Raw genomic sequence first — 18,395 nt, 5'->3', positions numbered from 1 at the left:
TACACAAAGTAAAGGTAGTAGTTGAAACCATCCGATTTATTAAACCTAATTGTTACCGTTGAAATTTATTGATCATCATTCATAGAAAGTACGGCAAGGAATGCATCTTGAGGTACCTCAACGGTCCCCACTTGCTTCATACGTTTCTTACCTTCTTTCTGTTTCTCCAGCAATTTTCTTTTTCGAGAAACATCACCACCATAACATTTAGCCGTAACATCTTTTCGGATAGCCGGTATTGTTTCACGGGCAATAACATTTGATCCTATGGCAGCCTGAATGGGTACTTCAAACTGATGTCGATCAATCAGCTCTTTAAGCTTCTTACATAGCTTACGACCCAACTCGTAGGCTTTATCACGATGCACAATACTTGATAACGCATCTACCGGCTCTTTATTAAGTAAAATATCTAATCTTACAAGATCACCTTCCCGATACTCTAAAAAATCATAGTCAAGCGATGCATATCCCCGAGTTCCGCTTTTTAATCGATCATAAAAGTCAAAAACAACCTCGGCCATGGGCAGCTCATACTTAATTTCTACCCGCTGACTCTGCATATGAATTTGATTCACATACTGCCCCCTCTTTTCCTGGCATAAGGTCATCACCGGACCAATATAATCAGAAGGGGTTAAAATACTAGCCTTGATATAGGGTTCATAAACCACATCCACATCCCCCGGATCCGGCATATCACTGGGATTATCAACCAGGATCTTCTCCTGCTCGCCCTTTTTGGTTACCATCACTTCGTACTCAACATTGGGCACCGTAGTTATGATATCAATGTTAAACTCTCGGTCGAGCCGCTCCTGTACAATCTCCATGTGCAACATCCCAAGGAAACCCGCACGAAATCCAAAGCCGAGCGCTTCGGAAGTTTCCGGTTGGTAAGTTAAAGAAGCATCATTGAGCTGTAATTTTTCCAGTGCCGAGCGCAGATCCTCAAAATCATCAGATTGGGTAGGGAAAAGCCCACTAAATACCATTGGTTTAGGTTCTTGATAACCGGGGATAGGCTCATCAGCGGGATTATCGGTTCTAGTCACCGTATCACCCACGCGGGCATCCTCCAGCGACTTTACACTCCCCACAATATATCCTACATCACCGGCCTCCAGCTTATCGGTCTTTTCTTTCTTAAGCTTTAGGAATCCGATCTCTTCGGCCTCATACTCTTTATCGGTAGCCATAAAACGGATACCGTCGCCCTTGTTCAGAGTCCCCTCCATCACTCGTACATACACAATAGACCCGCGGTAGCTGTCGTGGATAGAATCAAAAATAAGTGCCCGTAACGGTTTTTCATCCTCTCGTCCCGGTGGCGGAATACGTTCTACGATGGCCTCCAACAGCTCATCCACCCCTTCGCCGGTTTTACCAGACACTTCTAAAATCTCATCATGATCACAGCCAATGAGATCTACAATCTGCTGCCCTACTCCTTCCGGATCGGCGCCGGGCAGGTCGATCTTATTGAGCACCGGCACAATTTCCAGGTCCTGTTCAATAGCTTGATAGAGCGTTGAAATCGTTTGCGCTTCTATTCCCTGTGCGGCATCAACCACAAGCAGGGCACCCTCACAGGCTTTAAGAGCCCGCGACACCTCATAGGCGAAGTCAACGTGCCCGGGCGTATCAATAAGATTAAAGATAACCCGCTCACCGCTGGGGCGTTCGTAGTCCATCTTAATAGCATGACTCTTGATGGTAATACCACGCTCACGCTCCAGATCCATGTCATCGAGAATCTGCTCCTGCATTTCGCGCTCGGTTATAGCACCGGTACGCTCTAGCAGACGATCTGCGAGTGTGGATTTACCGTGATCGATATGGGCGATAATACTAAAATTGCGAATCTGAGTCATAAAGGTGTGCCGTCAACAGCATTTTGGCTTTCTCAAAAGAACGCTAAAGATACAAAAATGGTAGTGGCTTTGCATAACGAAAGTTTTTGGATAAGCTCAAATTTTACCTCGTTGATCTTCGCTCCCGCAAAAACACTAAACTAGTGTATTTAAATTAATAATTTTGTTAATCTGTACTCGGGATCATTTTTAATATTTCAGCTGAACTTTTAACATAAGAATCGTCATCGCCCCTGTACTTTCTGATGTGAGGGATATTTTGTTTTAACAATTGACGGCTCTCAGAATAATTCTCTTGATGGTATAACACTTTGCCTAACAGGAGTCTGGATTCTGCAAGCTTCCAATGGGTATCCGGCAGTTTCTGTTCAAATACTTCTATCGACTTGTTTAAGTACGCACGAGCTTTTTGAAGACTGTCCTGGGCTATTTTTAATCTCCCGAGGCTTTTCATTAATCCACCATAATAGGGATGAGTTTTATCGTAATTTTTAATTAAAATGGCTTTCGTCTCCCGGAATTCATCTTGTGCCTCAGAAAGTTTCTCTTGCTTAAGAAAGAGCTTACCCAGTAAGTGTTTGGGAATAGCCACATATGCTCCTTCCGGTCCAAGCGCTCGTTCTAAAATATCTTTTGACTTGCGAAATAATCGCTTAGCTTTTAAAAAGTTCCCATCTTGCAGGTAACTCGCGCCCAAACTAAACGAGAGGATACCGGCATACATGCTCGAATCTCCATGCGTGTTGGAAACGATATCCATGGTTTTCTCAAAAGTAGAAATAGCATTTTCTATTTGTCCGGTTTCCCGATAAAGATGCCCCAAACCGGCTAAACTGGACACAACGACAATGTGCTCATTGCCATATATCGCTTTTTTCATTTTTAATGCTTCTTTTATCAATGGTATAGCTTTGTCGATCCTCCCAAGACTGCGATACAAAATTGCGAGGTTATGAGTTGTTATAGCTGTTCTCTTATGCCCCTTCCCCAGTTTATCGTTAAAAATCTCAAGGCTCTTTTTATGATTTTTGAGTGCTTTTTGAAAAGCTCCATTTTTCTCCTGAGCTACTGCTAGGTGGTTTAAACTTATACCGATCTCTTTATGCCCCTCAGGGTAGCGCTTTTTGTCTAATGCTACAGCTTTCTTGTGGATCGGAATCGCTTTTGGGTGTTTACCTATCTCCTCGTATAAAAGCGCAAGATTACTTAATGAACCTGAATAAAGGCTATCAGGGCGATTTTCAAGTTTTTCCAGAATATTAATACCCTTTTTATAGAGCGACTCTGCAGCAGCAAAATTGTCCAATTCTTTTTCATTCGCCGCCTTCATTACGTATGAATTGGCCAGGTCTTCATGTGGGTCCTCATATACTTCCTTGCTGAGTTTCAGGGCTTCTTGAAGAAGTGTATCTGATTTTTCATACTCCCCCAGATTGCTATACACTCTCCCCATGGTTGTCAAAAGAGCTGCCTTCACCTCTGACTGCCCCTCCATTTCATTTATTCGGTTTACACCTCTTTCCAAAAAATTCCTGATGGGAATACTATCAGCTTTTGCAACTGTTGGATTACTCCCTTCAAAAATGCGGGTAAGAAAATCGGTCACTTCTTCAGCCTTTTGGGCTTCCAATTTTGCCTGATTTCGTTCTTCGGTAATACGCCAGCTGTAAAAAACCACAAAGCCAACCACGAGCAGAAGAATACCTGCCGCTATTGCAACACCCTGTTTATGTCGGCTAATAAATTTCTGGCTTCGGTATTTGAAAGAATCTTGGTGAGCAGAGATTGGGATACCCGTTTGGTAACTCTTCAGATCGTCCAGAAACTCATTGGCCACACGGTAGCGCCGGTCGGGTTCTTTGCGGATTGCCTTCAGTGCAATTGCATCAAGATCACCCTTTAATTTCTTATGGGATGCAGCTGAACTAACCTTGGCGCTTGGTTTGACCGGTTCCTGCCTGAGAATAATCTGCTTCGCTTCGAAGCTAGTGGCTTCTTCCAGATCATAGGGCCCAGTGCCAGCTAACAATTCATAAAATACGACACCCAGTGCATACAGATCCGTAGCCGTAGTGATATTTTCCTGACGTATCTGTTCCGGAGCGGCATATCGGGGGGTCAAAAGCTGGGTACCGGTCTTGGTAAGAGAGGGATCGCTATCCTCTTCCAGCAGCTTGGAAATTCCAAAGTCGAGAATTTTGATGGTACCGGCTTCATCTACCAAAATATTGTCGGGTTTCAGATCCCGGTGAATAATCAGGTTCTCGTGGGCATACCGAATCGCTTCCAGCACTTGTTCAAATAGCGCTATTTCCTCGGTAATACTACAATCGTTTTCCCGACAGTATTCATCGATTGGTATACCCGAAACATGCTCCATAATAATATAAGGGAAGCCCTCCTCCGTTATGCCCCCATCGTAAAGTCGAGCAATGCCGGGATGGTTCAACCCGGCCAGGATGCGCTGTTCCCGACGAAAGCGGCGTATATTCACTTCACTGGCCCTACCACGGCGAATAATCTTGATAGCAACCTGGTGATCAAACTCACCGCCGCGGCGTTCGGCCCGGTATACCGTACCCATCCCCCCTTCACCAATTTTTTCGCGGATTGTATAAGACCCCACCTGACTACCAACAAAAGCATGATCTGTTGAAAGGTACTCCACATCGTCAGAAATCTCATCGTAAAATTCCTTTTTATAATCCTCGGGATTTTCGAGCCATCCCTCAGAATCATAAATAGATTCCAGCAAGAGCGTAACTTCATTTTTAAGCCGTTTATTATCACCGCACTGACTTTCAATAAATGTTTTACGTTCCTCCTTAGGTAAGTCCAGTGCCTGGTCAACGATGGTATCAACCTTTTTCCGGTTTACATCACTCATAACATATATTTTTTCTCAGCTTGTGATTGACTAGAATGGATATCCATAATTCAAAATTTCTGATGTATAGTCTGATAATTGCTTTATAAAAACAGTTATACCATAATCAATACTGATCAACAGCACCTAATTTATACATAGCGAAAAAAGAGAGATAAAAATCACTCCACATCAAACCGCCCCTTAAGTTCTTTATGCAGCCAGCCGCGCGCCTTCACCCAATCACGTTCAACCGTACTTTCGGATACACCGAGCGCCTCAGCCGTCTCCCTGATCGTCATCTCTCCAAAAAAGCGCATTTCAACTACTTTACTATACCGTTCATTTATTTCGGCCAGACCCTCAATCGCTGCATCAATCTCAATCAGTTCTTCTGCTTTCTCTTTTTGGTTATTGTAGAGCTCATCAATGTAGGTTAAATCCTTTTCCTTGCCACCCCGTTTTTCAGCTTGCTTCTTACGTGCATAGTCTATCAGTATCTGCCGCATACAGTGAGAGGCAACTGCCAAAAAATGACTTTTATCGTTATAATTTACTTGTGACTGATTAATCATTTTCAGGTAAGCTTCATGAACCAGCTCCGTTTTTGATAAGGTATGGTCGGAAGCTTGTCGGCGCATTTGAGCATATGCCAACCTCCTTAATTCCTCGTAAACAATCGGATAGAGCTGATCGTATATCCCTTGCTCGCCCTCACCAAGGCGAAGAAGTAACTTGGTGGTATCGGCTTTAGTACTGTTTGATGATATTTCTTTACCCACTATATCCCCGTCTGTTCATCTCTTAAAACGAAAGGTAAGTTAAATCCTAAAGACCTATTCTTCAAATTTCATTCTTGCACCGCTTGTTCCTATCTCGTAGTTGTTTTCCAACCACTAACGGTACCCGGCAACCCATAACCTTAATCTATTATCAAAAAATGAGAGAATTCCCACATGGTTTATGTATTAAAAAAGTATGGGAGGGGGTGACCTCAAACCGTTGATGAACTATGGTAAGGGGCCAAACCTCCATAAACATCGATAATAAAAGTCTGAAATCGAGATATTTATTATGCAGAAGATCACTCATATATTCTATATCTCATTCCTTAAAAGTCGAATATTATGAGACATCTTATCCCTTTAGTTATTTTGTTCCTCTTAACCACGCTCCCAACTCTTGTGATGGGCCACCGAGCAAACACCTATTGATGGCGGACTCGGCATCCTGGCAACTTTAGGTAGAATCTATGCCATCAAAAAATTACGCGATGAAAAACAGATTTAGCACGTACTACTTCATTTTGCCTTCCAATCTTCATTAAGTAGAGCTACAGGTTCCTTAACTCCTTGCACTACTCCGCTACGCATAGATGAGCTGCGAGCACGGGCTTGCTGTAATTGAGTGCTGATAATTCTAAAATTACAAAGCAAAATCATAAAGAGGGGGCTTATAACAGCATTTCACCTTTCTCCAAACAACACCAAAGGTACAAAATCAACGTTCATATTTTGTCTAGCAATTCCACGGGCATCTTAAAAAGTAAGATCTATGCTAATCTGATCCTTTTCTGGTTCTAATTTCGCATTACAAAGTGGAAAAGTCATTTAAGAAGAGAAATAACTTAATATCGGGATTATGAATGCTATGTATCTAAAACTTTCTGCGTTGTTTGTTATAGTCCTAACATTTGGAATAGCCGGCCAGAGCCCGGGGCAAACGACCACCATTAACAGCGACACCACTGACTATGATATTCTATATCGATCAAATGGCCAACAAAACTCATTTCATGGTGCTTCAGAATCACTGCTTGTTTCTATCGAGGACAAGAGCCTTGTAACAGAGTACTATCGTGCTATCTTGGAGTTTGATATTAGCGAGCTTACCGCCCCGGTTGACCAAGCTGTCTTTCATGTCTACAAAGAGATCAACTCTTCGGGTAACGACTTTGATATTGACCTATATGGTTCTACTGAAAACCGAAGTGATTTTATCTCTTCCACGGTATCATCGTCCAAAGACGAATTCTTTGGCTCAACTCATCCGTATACCTTGTTGGGCAGTTCGCCATTTATAACTCCCAGTGATCCCAACCAAGAATGGTATTCCATCGATATTACAAATTTCATTAATAATCGGATTTCAGATTACCAAGCCAACGCCTCCGATAATATTGTGATACTAAAAATAAGACCCGATGGCAGCTACAGCGGCAATGGATTTAGCACCTCTTACTACTTTGGTTCGGGTGACAATACCAGCGGCAAGGAACCCTATCTTGAGATCACCCCGGGAGATATTACGCAAACCGTTTCCGGCAATGAGGGATGGCGCATCTTATCTGCTCCCGAACTCAATAACAGTTTTGGTGCCCTTACAAATGATATTTGGACGCAGGGATTTACCGGGGCCGATAACAGTGCGGGTACTTCTAATGTATATATCTGGAACGAGGGCAACGGAAGCCAAGATACCACAGCACGCGGTTTTACATCTATTAATAACGCTTCTGAAACACTGGACAATGGAAAAGGGTTTTTAGTTTATGTTTATGAGGATGACGACCCATCTACTACTGCTGTTGACGGAGGGTTCCCCAAAACGCTGGATATTACCGGTTTTGCTCCCTCAAATACGGTCTCTCCGAATATCAGTCTCACAAAACAAGGAGGCACCTACGTTACCAACCGCGACGGATGGAACTTAGTAGGTAACCCTTTTGGGGCAAAAATTGACTGGGATGACAATGCTAACTGGACTAAAACCAATATCGACAACACAATTTATGTTTGGGATTCAAGTGCCAATGAAGGATCCGGGAGCTATTTAACCTGGAATGGCAGCGCCGGTAGTTTAGCAGGGGGAGAAATCGGGGTTTGGCAAGGGTTCTGGGTTAAAGCAAATAATAATGGCAGTCCCAGCCTGGCTATTTCTCCCGAAGCCATTGTCAGCTCTGATGGAGGGGCATTGTACAAGAACAATAAATCTATCTCACAAATAGAATTGAAGCTCACCAGCAACAATCAAACCCAGTCAAGCGCTTTCCTTAGCTTCAACTCCGAATCATCCCTGAAAAAGGATATTTACGACGCCTATAAACTTCGCCCCCTAAATGGTAAAAACAATTATTTATATTTCACCGGCCCCGAAAAAACAGCCCTAGAAATAAATGCTATTCCTGAACAAATTGAAGATATCATTTCCTTTCCCCTGAGATACGAAATAAATAATAGCACCAGCGAACCATTACTGTTGGAATGGGAGGGCCAAAATATACCTGGCGAAATTGATCTTTTTCTTGTTGATCAAAAAACCGGTGAGCATTATAACCTAAAAGAGCATGATCGTATTCATATCCAACCGGTCCAGCAGAAAAAGATTAGCAATAAAAAAGTAACCACTGCATCACCTGATAATCCCCCAGTCACTCCCTATCCAACCGTTATACATGCTAAACAAAAAGATCCTCGTTTTATAGTTACGGCAGCTCCTGTTACGGAAACCAACACTAAGGTTCCTGATCAAATTAGGTTACAACAAAACTACCCTAACCCTTTTAACCCCGAAACAGTTATCAAATATAGTGTACCTTCACAATCAAAGGTAACTTTACGGGTTTATGATATGTTGGGACGAGAGGTTCGAACATTAATTGACCAACAAAAATCGGCAGGAAGTTATAAGGCAAATTTTAATGGCAGAAATTTAGCATCAGGACTTTATTTCTACCAATTAAAGGTAGGAACCAAAGTGCTTACCAAGAAAATGAGCCTTGTTAAATAATTGATATGATCAAAAATCTGCTATCAGGCAAAGACTTTATTCTTTGTTACAAAACTATCAATACAGCTATTATTATGAAAATAACGACTATACTCCTTCTTACCCTTGTAATTATCTTTATTACAGTTACCCTAACCCTTGCTCAACCCGGACTACCCGGCAGTCCCGAGCAAACCCCCATTGACGGGGGACTGGGGATTTTGGCAGCCCTGGGCGGCTCCTATGCCATTAAAAAGCTACGCGATAAAAAACAGGATTAACTCCCTGATCTTAAAAGAAGAGTACTCATTTAATTCTAATCTTCTTTGGGCAGGTCAATAGGATCTTTTTCCTCAGCTACCGGGCTCAGTAGCTCTACATGGAAACGGAACTCTTCCTTTTCTATCGTCATCGTATCATACATCTCTTGGATGAGCTCAAAAACCACTTCTGTTTCCCCTCGCACACTTGTTGACATATAATTCACATCAACTTCAACATCGTGTTGTGCCACCAATTCTAACAAAAAGTCTACACTTTCACGGGGATCGGATGCTTTTAGTGGGATATAGGTAAATTGAGCAGTTGTAATCATAATAAAACGTTCAATATCAGTTTCGGTTGTTTGGCTCTAAGAATAAATGTTTAACCGTAATAGTTCAATCATTAAATGATAATAGTTTGGCAATATGTATTTCTTAAGATGGGATAATCCGACTCCACATAAAAAGTTTGGAACAATTTATTATCTGTCCGGTTTAATGTTCTAAAAATAGTACTTCTAACTTGGAATAGGCAGTATTTACATGCATAAAAAGATTATTTTCAATCCCATCATTCAACTTACTCTTTTTACGCTCTTCCTTATTGTTGTGGTAGTTGCAGTAAATGCCTAAATGAACACACTTCTGTATTAATAAACCAATCCGGTACCCATACCCTGATTTTAAGGTGACAGCCCCCACAATGAAGTGAAGCATTTTGCCCCAATGTCGATTTGAATAGATAAGATGGAAATACGAACAAATTGACTAACTATTATGAAAAATATTACGCTACTTATTACCCTATCATTAGCACTTATTTTTGGATTCATCTCATGTGACACCACTAACGAAACTGGTGGAACAGGCACTATGTCTGTGGCCATGACCGACGCCCCGGCTAATTATGATTCCGTTAATGTTACGATAAACAGTGTCCGTGTTAATAAAGATGAGAATGCAGAAACCGACTCTACGAAATCTGATAATGAGGCTGAAGAAGAAGGCTGGGTTACAATTACCGACCAGTCTATGAAAGTTAACCTTCTTGAGTTAACTAACGGTAACACCATTATGCTGGGTACCGAAGAGTTAGAAGCAGGTACTTATGAACAAATTCGATTTATCCTGGGCGACGACAATACCGTTACGGTTGATGGTCAAACTCATGACCTCCAGACACCCGGATCACAACAATCTGGTCTTAAACTCAATGTTGAGGCCGAAGTAGAGGAAGGTTCCAACTACACACTTTTAATCGACTTTGATGCCGCACGCTCTATTGTAAAGAAAGGAAATGGCGGATACTCGCTTAAACCGGTACTTCGTGCAGTAAGTCTTTCTGAAACGGGATCTATCTCAGGTACGGTACAACCTTCTGATTTTAATACCAATGTGATGGCAATAACCGGTGAAGATACCGTAACCTCCACTATTACAGCTGACAACGGTGAATTCCTGCTTATTGGCCTTCAAGCAGCTACCTATGATGTGGTCTTTGATCCCAGCAGCGACCAATATACCGATTCTACTCAAACCGGAATTGAAGTTACCAAAGGAGAAGAAACACAGCTTGGAACTATTGAATTAAATTCGAACTAACTACTTCCCTTTAACCCCTCAAGGTTAAATCATACGTAAAAGGCTCTTGTCGGAAGACAAGGGTCTTTTGTTTTTTATAGCTTTATCAGCGTTGTAGGCCGATAAAAATTAAATAATTGTAAATACAGATAATTTCTCTGGATGGTTTCTGAAAAGTTTGTATATTTGGCCTGATGCTAAAAGAACAACTCCATATCCATTCTCACCTCCATCACGGCGGTTCCTACCGTCGATAGCATCTTTATATGTAGCTTAGGCTACCCCGTCTCTTATTATTCCTAGCACTTTTTCCCAACAACAAATTACTATATCTCATTGTTATGCAACGCACTGCAGACTCTAATACTTCTCTACGTATTGCTATTCAAAAATCTGGACGTCTAACCGATAAAACTATTGACCTGCTCAAAGGTATAGGACTCCGATTTGATGACTATAAACGTAACCTCTTGGTTAAATGCCGAAATTTTGATGTTGAACTGCTCCTTATTCGAGATGATGACATTCCCGAATATGTACAAGATGGGGTTTGTGACCTCGGATTTGTAGGTGCTAATGAGACACAAGAAAAAGGTGCGGATGTTACCGTACTCCGGGGACTCGATTATGGGGTATGTCGTCTGTCTTTAGCCGCTCGCAAAGATGGCGATATTCAATCAGTAAATGATTTTGAAGGCAAAACTATTGCTACAAGCTATCCTAAACTGACCCGTGATTTCTTTGAAGAGAAAGACATTAACACAGATGTGGTAACGATTTCGGGTGCCGTTGAAATAGCACCCAGGCTCGAAGTTGCCGATGCTATCTGTGATATCGTATCAACTGGCAATACCCTTAAAGCCAACGGCTTGCAAGAGCTGGTAACAATACTGGAGTCAGAAACGGAACTCATCCAAACCAATAAAAAATTATCGCCTGGTAAGAAAAAGCTGATTGACAAATTCCTGCAACGCATGGACGGGCACCAGCAGGCCGAACGCAGCCGGTATATTATGATGAATGCTCCGCAAGATTCAGTACAAAAAATCAAGGAGATCATTCCTTCGCTTAAAAGTCCTACGGTAATGCCTCTTGCCGATAACGGTATGGTAGCCATCCACACGGTCATCCCTATTGATGAATTTTGGGTTGTTATGGAAAGGCTCAAAGCAGAGGGAGCCAGTGGAATTGTAATTCTACCTATTGAAAGTATGATATTGTAATCTCATGAGTAAAAAGCGAGAAGTGAAAAGCATATCGCTACCTCTTGCTCTTCACTTCTTACCCATAATAATGACCGGACAATAAAGACCATGAAATCTTACATATATAATAAATTAGCTACGGATGACCTGAAGCAACTCTGTCAGCGTCCTAAAATGGATTTTACATCTGTCTTTGGACAGGTAGAGCCGATCATCCAAGGTATTGCAGAGGAAGGGGACAATGGGATCAATCATTTCTCTGCGAAGTTCGATGGCGTTACACCCGATCCCTTGGTCATCGACCCACAGAATCAGGATATTCGTTTGAACGATGATATCAGAAAAGCCATAGATACTGCTTTCAATAATATCTATGAGTTTCATAAAGCCCAACTCCCCTCGCAGCTGGAGGTAGAAACCATGCCCGGCGTGCAGTGCAAACGTATAGCACGACCAATCGAAAGAGTTGGTCTCTATATTCCCGGAGGTACCGCTATCCTCCCCTCTACCCTGATGATGTTGGGCATTCCGGCAATGCTGGCCGGTTGTTCAACCATAGTGGTAGCTACCCCGCCTCAACAAGATGGCACAGTAGCTGATGAGATCATCTATATTGCACAGAAAATCGGGGCAACACACCTACTCAAAGCCGGTGGAGCCCAAGCCGTGGCAGGAATGGCCTTGGGTACAGAATCGGTTCCAAAAGTGGATAAAATATTCGGCCCCGGTAACCAGTATGTAACGGCAGCTAAAATGATTCTGCAAAACAGTGAGGCACAAATAGCCATCGACATGCCGGCCGGTCCGTCAGAGGTACTGGTTATTGCTGATGAAACAACGAATCCGGTGTTTGTTGCTGCCGATCTGTTATCGCAGGCCGAACACGGGGCAGACAGCCAAGTGGTGTTGGCAGCAACAAAGGGTTTTGACCTGGAAACTTGTCAACGGCAATTGGACCAACAACTTGCGGAACTGCCGCGTAAAGAAGTTGCCCGGAAAGCAATAGAAAAGAGCTTCAGCATAGTCACTGAATCTCTGGGTGAGGCTGTATCATTTTCCAATGCATATGCCCCAGAACACCTGATTATTCAGGCTAAGCAACCAAATCAGCTGGTAGAAGATATTATGAATGCCGGATCAATATTTCTGGGCCCCTGGACGCCTGAAAGTGCCGGTGATTACGCCTCAGGTACCAACCATACGTTACCAACATATGGTTATGCCCGTATGTACAGCGGAGTTTCTGTGGATTCATTTATCAAACAGATCACGGTACAACAAATTTCGAAAGAAGGTTTGCAGAATGTGGGACCCACTGTCGAAAAACTTGCTGATCTGGAACAGTTACAGGCTCATAAAAATGCAGTATCTATCCGTCTTGCCGATATCAACAAATAAATTAACTATTACTTCTTTTAGACAATGAATAGTTCATTCAATATTGAAAGCTTTGTTCGTCCTAATATTCAACAGCTTACCCCCTACCACAGTGCCCGCGAAGATTTTGAAGAGGGACTACTGTTAGATGCCAATGAGAATAGCCTGGGTGCTCCTTTTACTGATGAAAGCGACTTGCATCGCTACCCGGATCCATCCCAAAAAAAGCTGAGACAACTGATTGCAGAATGGCGCGGTGTTCGAAAGGAGAACACCTTTGTAGGGGTTGGCAGTGATGAAGGGATTGACCTGCTGTTCCGGATCTTCTGCAGACCCGGCAAAGATCGCGTATTGACCGTACCTCCGACCTATGGCATGTACACGGTATCTGCTAATATCCATGATATTGCCATTGACGAAGTACTGCTGGATGAAGAAACATTCCAACCTCGGGTAGAAGCCATCTTGGATACCGTAACCCCGGAAACAAAGATCTTGTTTCTCTGCTCCCCCAATAATCCTACCGGTAACACCTTTGAAGCCGATAAGATTGAACAGCTGGTTAAAAAGTTTCCCGGTATTGTAGTAGTTGATGAGGCGTATATCGACTTTAGTGATCAAGAAAGCTGGGCATCGCATGTGGCAACATATCCCAACCTTGTAGTACTGCAAACGATGTCGAAATCTCTGGGACTGGCAGGAATCAGGCTGGGTATAAGTTATGCCCAAGAAGAGATCATCAACTATATGATGAAGGTAAAGGCCCCCTACAATATTAATAAACCAACCGCGGAACTGGCCATTGAAGGATTAGAAAACTGGAGAACAGTAGAATTTCATATTGAGGCCATTAAAAAGGAACGAAAGCAGCTGCGTAATAAGTTGGAAGAGCTCAACCACGTAGAACATATCTATCCCAGTGATGCAAACTTCCTGCTGGTGAAAATAGATAATGCCCGTACCATCTACCAACAACTGGCTAAACGGGATATCATTGTTAGATATCGTGGCAACGAACCACATTGCGATAGCTGCCTGCGCATCACAGTAGGAACTCCGGATGAAAATGAACGGTTAATTACAGCTTTAAAGGAGATAGCATAATGAACATTCGAATATCAACAGAAGCGTTAACAGGTTCCGATACAGAACTATTATGGCCCGGGGCTTTATATGGCCTAAAACGTCTACAGCAGCTAGACCATACACTCTTTTTTATTACTGATACACTCTCACCATTAGAAGTGGACCTGCTGGATAATGAGAAAATATCGGCAGCCGGTATTAGTTCTGATGAAGTTGATTTACAAATTATTGCTGACGATAGTCAGTTGAAAGCTATTGATGCAGAGGGGATTGAAATGGAATCTGCTAAGAACTGGATTTCACTAAGCAATAAAATATGCTTTCCTACGCGTAAGGCTACCGTTAAGCGCACTACCTCCGAAACCGATATCTCCATCAGTGTTAATCTCGATGGAACGAGTGAGAGCTCAATCGATACAGGCTTAGGTTTTTTTGATCACATGCTGGAACAGATCGCCAAACATGGATTGGTAGATCTGGAAATTTCGTGTGATGGTGACCTTGAAATCGATGAACACCATACCATTGAGGATGTTGCTATTACGCTGGGAGAAACCATTAGCAAGGCTTTAGGAAATAAAGTGGGAATACAACGCTATGGATTCGCCTTGCCTATGGATGAAACATTGGCAACGGTAGCACTGGATTTTTCCGGACGCCCCTATCTCGTCTTTGACGGCACCTTGAACCGTGAATATGTTGGAGATTTCCCAACCGAAATGACGGAACACTTTTTTTACTCCCTGGCTATGAATCTCAAAGCAACTCTGAACATTTCAGTTGAGGGTGAAAATGATCACCACAAAATTGAGGCCTGCTTTAAAGCTTTTGCCCGGTGCCTGCGTGCAGCCATAAGCCGTAACGAACGTAATGCTAACATTTTACCCAGTACTAAAGACTTACTATAATAATGATCGCAATTATCAATTATGAAGCCGGTAATTTAGCTTCGGTATCGAATGCACTCAAGCGCCTCAATGAGCCTCATATCATTACGAATAATCCGGATGAACTCAACGATTCTGATGGCATTATTTTTCCGGGCGTTGGTCATGCAGAACCGGCAATGGCATCACTCAAAAAAAACAGCCTGGACCAGTGGTTGAAAAAGACCAACAAGCCGGTGCTGGGCATCTGCCTGGGGATGCAACTGCTGTATGAATCATCGGAAGAAGGTGATTCCGAGGGATTGGGTATTATTCCCGGTCGATTACGAAAGTTTGATTCCTCAAAGGAAAAAGTCCCGCATATGGGATGGAATACTTTTACCGATGTTGATGACAGCCATCCCCTGGTGAGCAGCTTTAACACATCAGAATATTTCTATTATGTGCACAGCTACTTTGCACCAGTTAATAAATATACTCTGGCCAGCTGTTGCTATATACAGGATTTTACGGCCGTAGTCTCTAAAGACAATTATATGGGAGCACAGTTTCACCCGGAAAAATCGGGAAAGGCCGGGGCATTGCTATTACAAAACTTCCTATCCTATGTGCATTCTGGAAGTGAATAGCTCGATCTGTTTTGGGTGACTTGTAAACAAAGTTTCCCTCCCTGCGAGCAGGAGGAACTAAGGGTGAGTCAGCATAACAGGTACGAGACACTCGCGCTATTGGCAGATTATTGATAATGTTCACTGGGATCATCTTCCTACACCTCCTTCAGCTCCCATTCTCCGCTCCTTCACTAATAGCGCCAAAAGGAGGACTTTTCCTCACCCTATCAACGCTTGTACATCGCAAGAGGAATGAAACGGAACGTAGCGATCTCCCTGTAATAACTGGCTGATGTATGAGGGATACTACACATGCCCACGCTTAATTTTTGGTCCATTATGGGAACCTCTTTTAGGAGATCCTGAACTAAATTCAAGATGACACGTGTTTTATATTCTTAAAATGGATGAGCTTTGGGAAGTAAGGAGAGGATTTAAAAAATATGTTGATCGAGATGATATCTCGATCTGCTATCAATACAATTATCTGACAGTTCCCTTTAGATCCTACGCACACCTACGCCGAGGTGAACTCTGTCGAAGTTTTTAAGTGAAGGTATGGCTTCAGTGCACTTCGCGAACTAATAAAGGGAGACTGCTTTTAATTCTTAAACCAACATTAACATCAGGGGGGCAAAAGGGAGCCAAACCATGTGAATGAGATTTATCGCCATCTTGCGGCGGCTCGAAATGACCTGTGGCTTATTTGCTGCTCGCAATTATTAACTACAGCATAGCACGAGCGGGATGCTTGCACTATAAGTAAAAGGACAAAGTGATCATCCTGTTGCGCCTCCTTCGGTTTCCGTGCCCTCTACATTACTACTGTAAGCAGGTGCTTGCCTTTTAGAGCCTACGCGGCCTTATTCACTGAGATCCTGAAATAAATTCAGGATGACATTGCTTTTATTTGATGAAGTAAAAAATAGTTCAGCCTTCGAATTGGCAGCATCGACCTACCGTCCCTGGTCACCCGCCACAAAAAAAACTCATCAAGAGATAACCAAGTCTACAGATTGACTTTAAAGTCCCCAGTGGATACTATTTGCTGCGGACTCATTCGAATCAAGAGTTTTTAAAAAAATATTGAACCTTCCTACTTCTCATTCGACTATATAGATGAATGATGGATACTACGGATAAACAACAATCATATGAAGAGATGATTCAACGTTTTCAAAACGGGGAAGAAAAAGCATTGAAAACGCTTATTAGGAGCTTCCATCCGATTATGAAGAAAACAATATATCATCAAATCCGGGAACAAGATCCTGTTGACGATATTGCCCAAAATTGTTGGTATATCATTATCAAGAAGCTCTCTGAATTAGAGCTGAAAGTGAGTTTTAAGGCTTGGGCACTAAGTATCGCTCGAAGAAAAGCTATCGACTGGATAAGAAAACAGCAGCAATGTGCCAAACATGCCCAAACTCTTAAAAGTGAAACTGAATCAGAACAGAAGCAGGCAGCAACTGATTATTCCGATGAAAAGTTAAAGAAGGTACAAGAAGGTATCCAACAGTTGCCGGCCACACAACAGATCGTGCTTGAGCTGTTTTACCTTGATAACTTGAGTTTAAAGGAAATCAGTAACCTGCTTGAAATATCGAAGGGAACCGTTAAGTCTCGCTTGTTTTATGCCCGTGAAAAATTAAAGCAGATTATCTCATAACTAAAAGAAACTAACCATGACGATGAAAGAGGAAGAAATCGATAAGTTAATTACAGAATCACTGGATAAGGAAGAGGCTGAGTTCTATAATAACCTCGAAGAAAAAAGCCTTTTCAAAATGTGGGGAGATCTCTATACCGGCAAATTGGGCTGGGTTGCCATCTTGATGTCCATAGTCCATACCATCGTAGTAGTATTATGCTTCTATTGTGGCTATAAACTATTTGTAGTGGAAGGTATAACAGAAATAATACGATATGGAGTGGTCCTATTTATTGCCTTGGCTTTTGGCTCTATGATTAAGCTCTGGCACTGGATGCAGATGGATAAAAATTCTATACTGCGAGAAGTTAAGAGACTGGAATTTCAAATTGCTATGCTGACAGAAAGAATAACAAATGAATAATAAAACGGGTGCTCCATTATGCAGTTCATACAAAAGTATTGTTTTGTAATAAGTGTACTATTATTCAGTGGCGTAACGATGCTACAGGCCCAAGATGCTACTGATATTGTCCAAAAAGCGGACAAGAAAATGCGGGGAGAAAGTTCACGCGCTAAAATAACTATGAAGATTGTACGCCCAAGTTGGCAGCGCGAAGTAACAATGAAGGCCTGGAGCCTGGGTACCGATTACAGCCTCATCCTTGTGACGGCCCCGGCCCGCGACGAGGGTACAGCTTATTTAAAACGAGAGAATGAGATCTGGAACTGGCTGCCTAATATCAATCGAACGATCAAAATGCCCCCCTCGATGATGAGTCAATCCTGGATGGGATCGGATTTCTCCAATAACGACCTGGTGGAAGAATCTTCCATTGTTACTGACTATAACCATACAATGGCCGGTGACAGTACTATAAGTGATTATAAGTGCTATAAAATTGAAATGACGCCCAAACCCCAGGCCCCCGTCGTGTGGGGAAAACTAATCAGCTTTATATCCAAACAAGAGTATCTGCAGCTGCGTACCGAATTTTATAATGAGGATGGAAAATTGATTAAGGTAATGGAGGGCTCAAGAATTAAGAACATGAATGGACGAACCATCCCAACAAAAATGGAGATGATTCCTATGAATAAAAAAGACCAAAAGACGGTATTGCTTTACGAGGATATCGCCTTCAATACTGATATTGATGAGCGATTCTTTAGCATTCAAAATATGAAACGTGTTGATTAAAACAGTGAACAGTTATCAGTTT

The 18,395-nt window shown here is 42.4% G+C and carries 16 protein-coding genes; 12 read left to right on the top strand and 4 right to left on the bottom strand.

Annotation, left to right across the window (positions count from 1 at the left end; all coding sequences use genetic code 11):
- Nucleotides 1–65: 65 nt before the first annotated feature.
- From lepA to G3569_RS14025, 3 genes are all read right to left on the bottom strand, one after another.
- Nucleotides 66–1,874, bottom strand: coding sequence for a translation elongation factor 4 (lepA, locus tag G3569_RS14035; protein WP_165270258.1), 1,809 nt, complete (start codon nt 1,872–1,874; stop codon nt 66–68).
- A gap of 166 nt (nt 1,875–2,040) precedes the next feature.
- Entirely contained in the window at nt 2,041–4,761 is a 2,721-nt protein-coding gene (locus tag G3569_RS14030) for a serine/threonine-protein kinase (protein ID WP_165270256.1), read from the bottom strand.
- Between the two features lie 161 nt (nt 4,762–4,922).
- Entirely contained in the window at nt 4,923–5,522 is a 600-nt protein-coding gene (locus G3569_RS14025) for a sigma-70 family RNA polymerase sigma factor (protein ID WP_165270254.1), read from the bottom strand.
- 427 nt (nt 5,523–5,949) lie between these two features.
- Here G3569_RS14025 and G3569_RS19025 point away from each other — a divergent pair, with 427 nt between their 5' ends.
- The 3 genes from G3569_RS19025 to G3569_RS14015 all read left to right on the top strand — a co-directional run bounded on the left by G3569_RS19025 (nt 5,950) and on the right by G3569_RS14015 (nt 8,789).
- Entirely contained in the window at nt 5,950–6,030 is an 81-nt protein-coding gene (locus tag G3569_RS19025) for a hypothetical protein (RefSeq protein ID WP_434084078.1), read from the top strand.
- A gap of 351 nt (nt 6,031–6,381) precedes the next feature.
- The gene (locus G3569_RS14020; protein ID WP_165270252.1) at nt 6,382–8,529 is read left to right on the top strand and encodes a DUF8693 domain-containing protein; all 2,148 of its coding nucleotides are present in this window, start codon (nt 6,382–6,384) and stop codon (nt 8,527–8,529) included.
- A gap of 74 nt (nt 8,530–8,603) precedes the next feature.
- On the top strand, nt 8,604–8,789 hold the full coding sequence (locus G3569_RS14015; RefSeq protein ID WP_165270332.1) for a PID-CTERM protein-sorting domain-containing protein: 186 nt from the start codon (nt 8,604–8,606) through the stop codon (nt 8,787–8,789).
- A 35-nt stretch (nt 8,790–8,824) separates the two neighbouring features.
- On the opposite strand, the gene G3569_RS14010 is transcribed toward G3569_RS14015, so the two are convergent.
- Entirely contained in the window at nt 8,825–9,103 is a 279-nt protein-coding gene (locus G3569_RS14010; RefSeq protein ID WP_165270250.1) for a thiamine-binding protein, read from the bottom strand.
- 445 nt (nt 9,104–9,548) lie between these two features.
- Between G3569_RS14010 and G3569_RS14005 the strand changes: the two genes are divergently transcribed.
- The 9 genes from G3569_RS14005 (at nt 9,549) to G3569_RS13965 (ending at nt 18,373) form a co-directional block, all read left to right on the top strand.
- On the top strand, nt 9,549–10,373 hold the full coding sequence (locus G3569_RS14005) for a DUF4382 domain-containing protein (protein ID WP_165270248.1): 825 nt from the start codon (nt 9,549–9,551) through the stop codon (nt 10,371–10,373).
- Nucleotides 10,374–10,693: 320 nt separating this feature from the next.
- A complete protein-coding gene (hisG, locus tag G3569_RS14000) occupies nt 10,694–11,575 on the top strand; it encodes an ATP phosphoribosyltransferase (RefSeq protein WP_165270246.1) in 882 nt (293 codons plus the stop codon).
- 90 nt (nt 11,576–11,665) lie between these two features.
- A complete protein-coding gene (hisD, locus tag G3569_RS13995) occupies nt 11,666–12,955 on the top strand; it encodes a histidinol dehydrogenase (protein WP_165270244.1) in 1,290 nt (429 codons plus the stop codon).
- 24 nt (nt 12,956–12,979) lie between these two features.
- Nucleotides 12,980–14,038: a histidinol-phosphate transaminase gene (gene hisC, locus G3569_RS13990; protein ID WP_165270242.1), complete on the top strand. Its 1,059-nt coding sequence runs from the start codon at nt 12,980–12,982 to the stop codon at nt 14,036–14,038.
- Complete coding sequence (hisB, locus tag G3569_RS13985; protein WP_165270240.1) at nt 14,038–14,928, top strand: imidazoleglycerol-phosphate dehydratase HisB; 891 nt, start codon at nt 14,038–14,040, stop codon at nt 14,926–14,928. The genes hisC and hisB overlap by 1 nt, the downstream gene beginning before the upstream one ends.
- 2 nt (nt 14,929–14,930) lie before the next feature.
- On the top strand, nt 14,931–15,536 hold the full coding sequence (hisH, locus tag G3569_RS13980) for an imidazole glycerol phosphate synthase subunit HisH (protein ID WP_205720215.1): 606 nt from the start codon (nt 14,931–14,933) through the stop codon (nt 15,534–15,536).
- Between the two features lie 1,105 nt (nt 15,537–16,641).
- Complete coding sequence (locus G3569_RS13975) at nt 16,642–17,190, top strand: RNA polymerase sigma factor (protein WP_165270238.1); 549 nt, start codon at nt 16,642–16,644, stop codon at nt 17,188–17,190.
- A 16-nt stretch (nt 17,191–17,206) separates the two neighbouring features.
- Entirely contained in the window at nt 17,207–17,596 is a 390-nt protein-coding gene (locus tag G3569_RS13970) for a DUF6768 family protein (RefSeq protein ID WP_205720214.1), read from the top strand.
- An 18-nt stretch (nt 17,597–17,614) separates the two neighbouring features.
- Nucleotides 17,615–18,373, top strand: coding sequence for an outer membrane lipoprotein-sorting protein (locus G3569_RS13965; RefSeq protein ID WP_165270234.1), 759 nt, complete (start codon nt 17,615–17,617; stop codon nt 18,371–18,373).
- The last annotated feature ends 22 nt before the right edge of the window (nt 18,374–18,395 follow it).

The organism is Fodinibius halophilus, assembly GCF_011059105.1.
Classification (GTDB): Bacteria; Bacteroidota; Rhodothermia; order Balneolales; family Balneolaceae; genus Fodinibius; species Fodinibius halophilus.
This window is presented reverse-complemented; position numbering and strand designations above follow the sequence as displayed.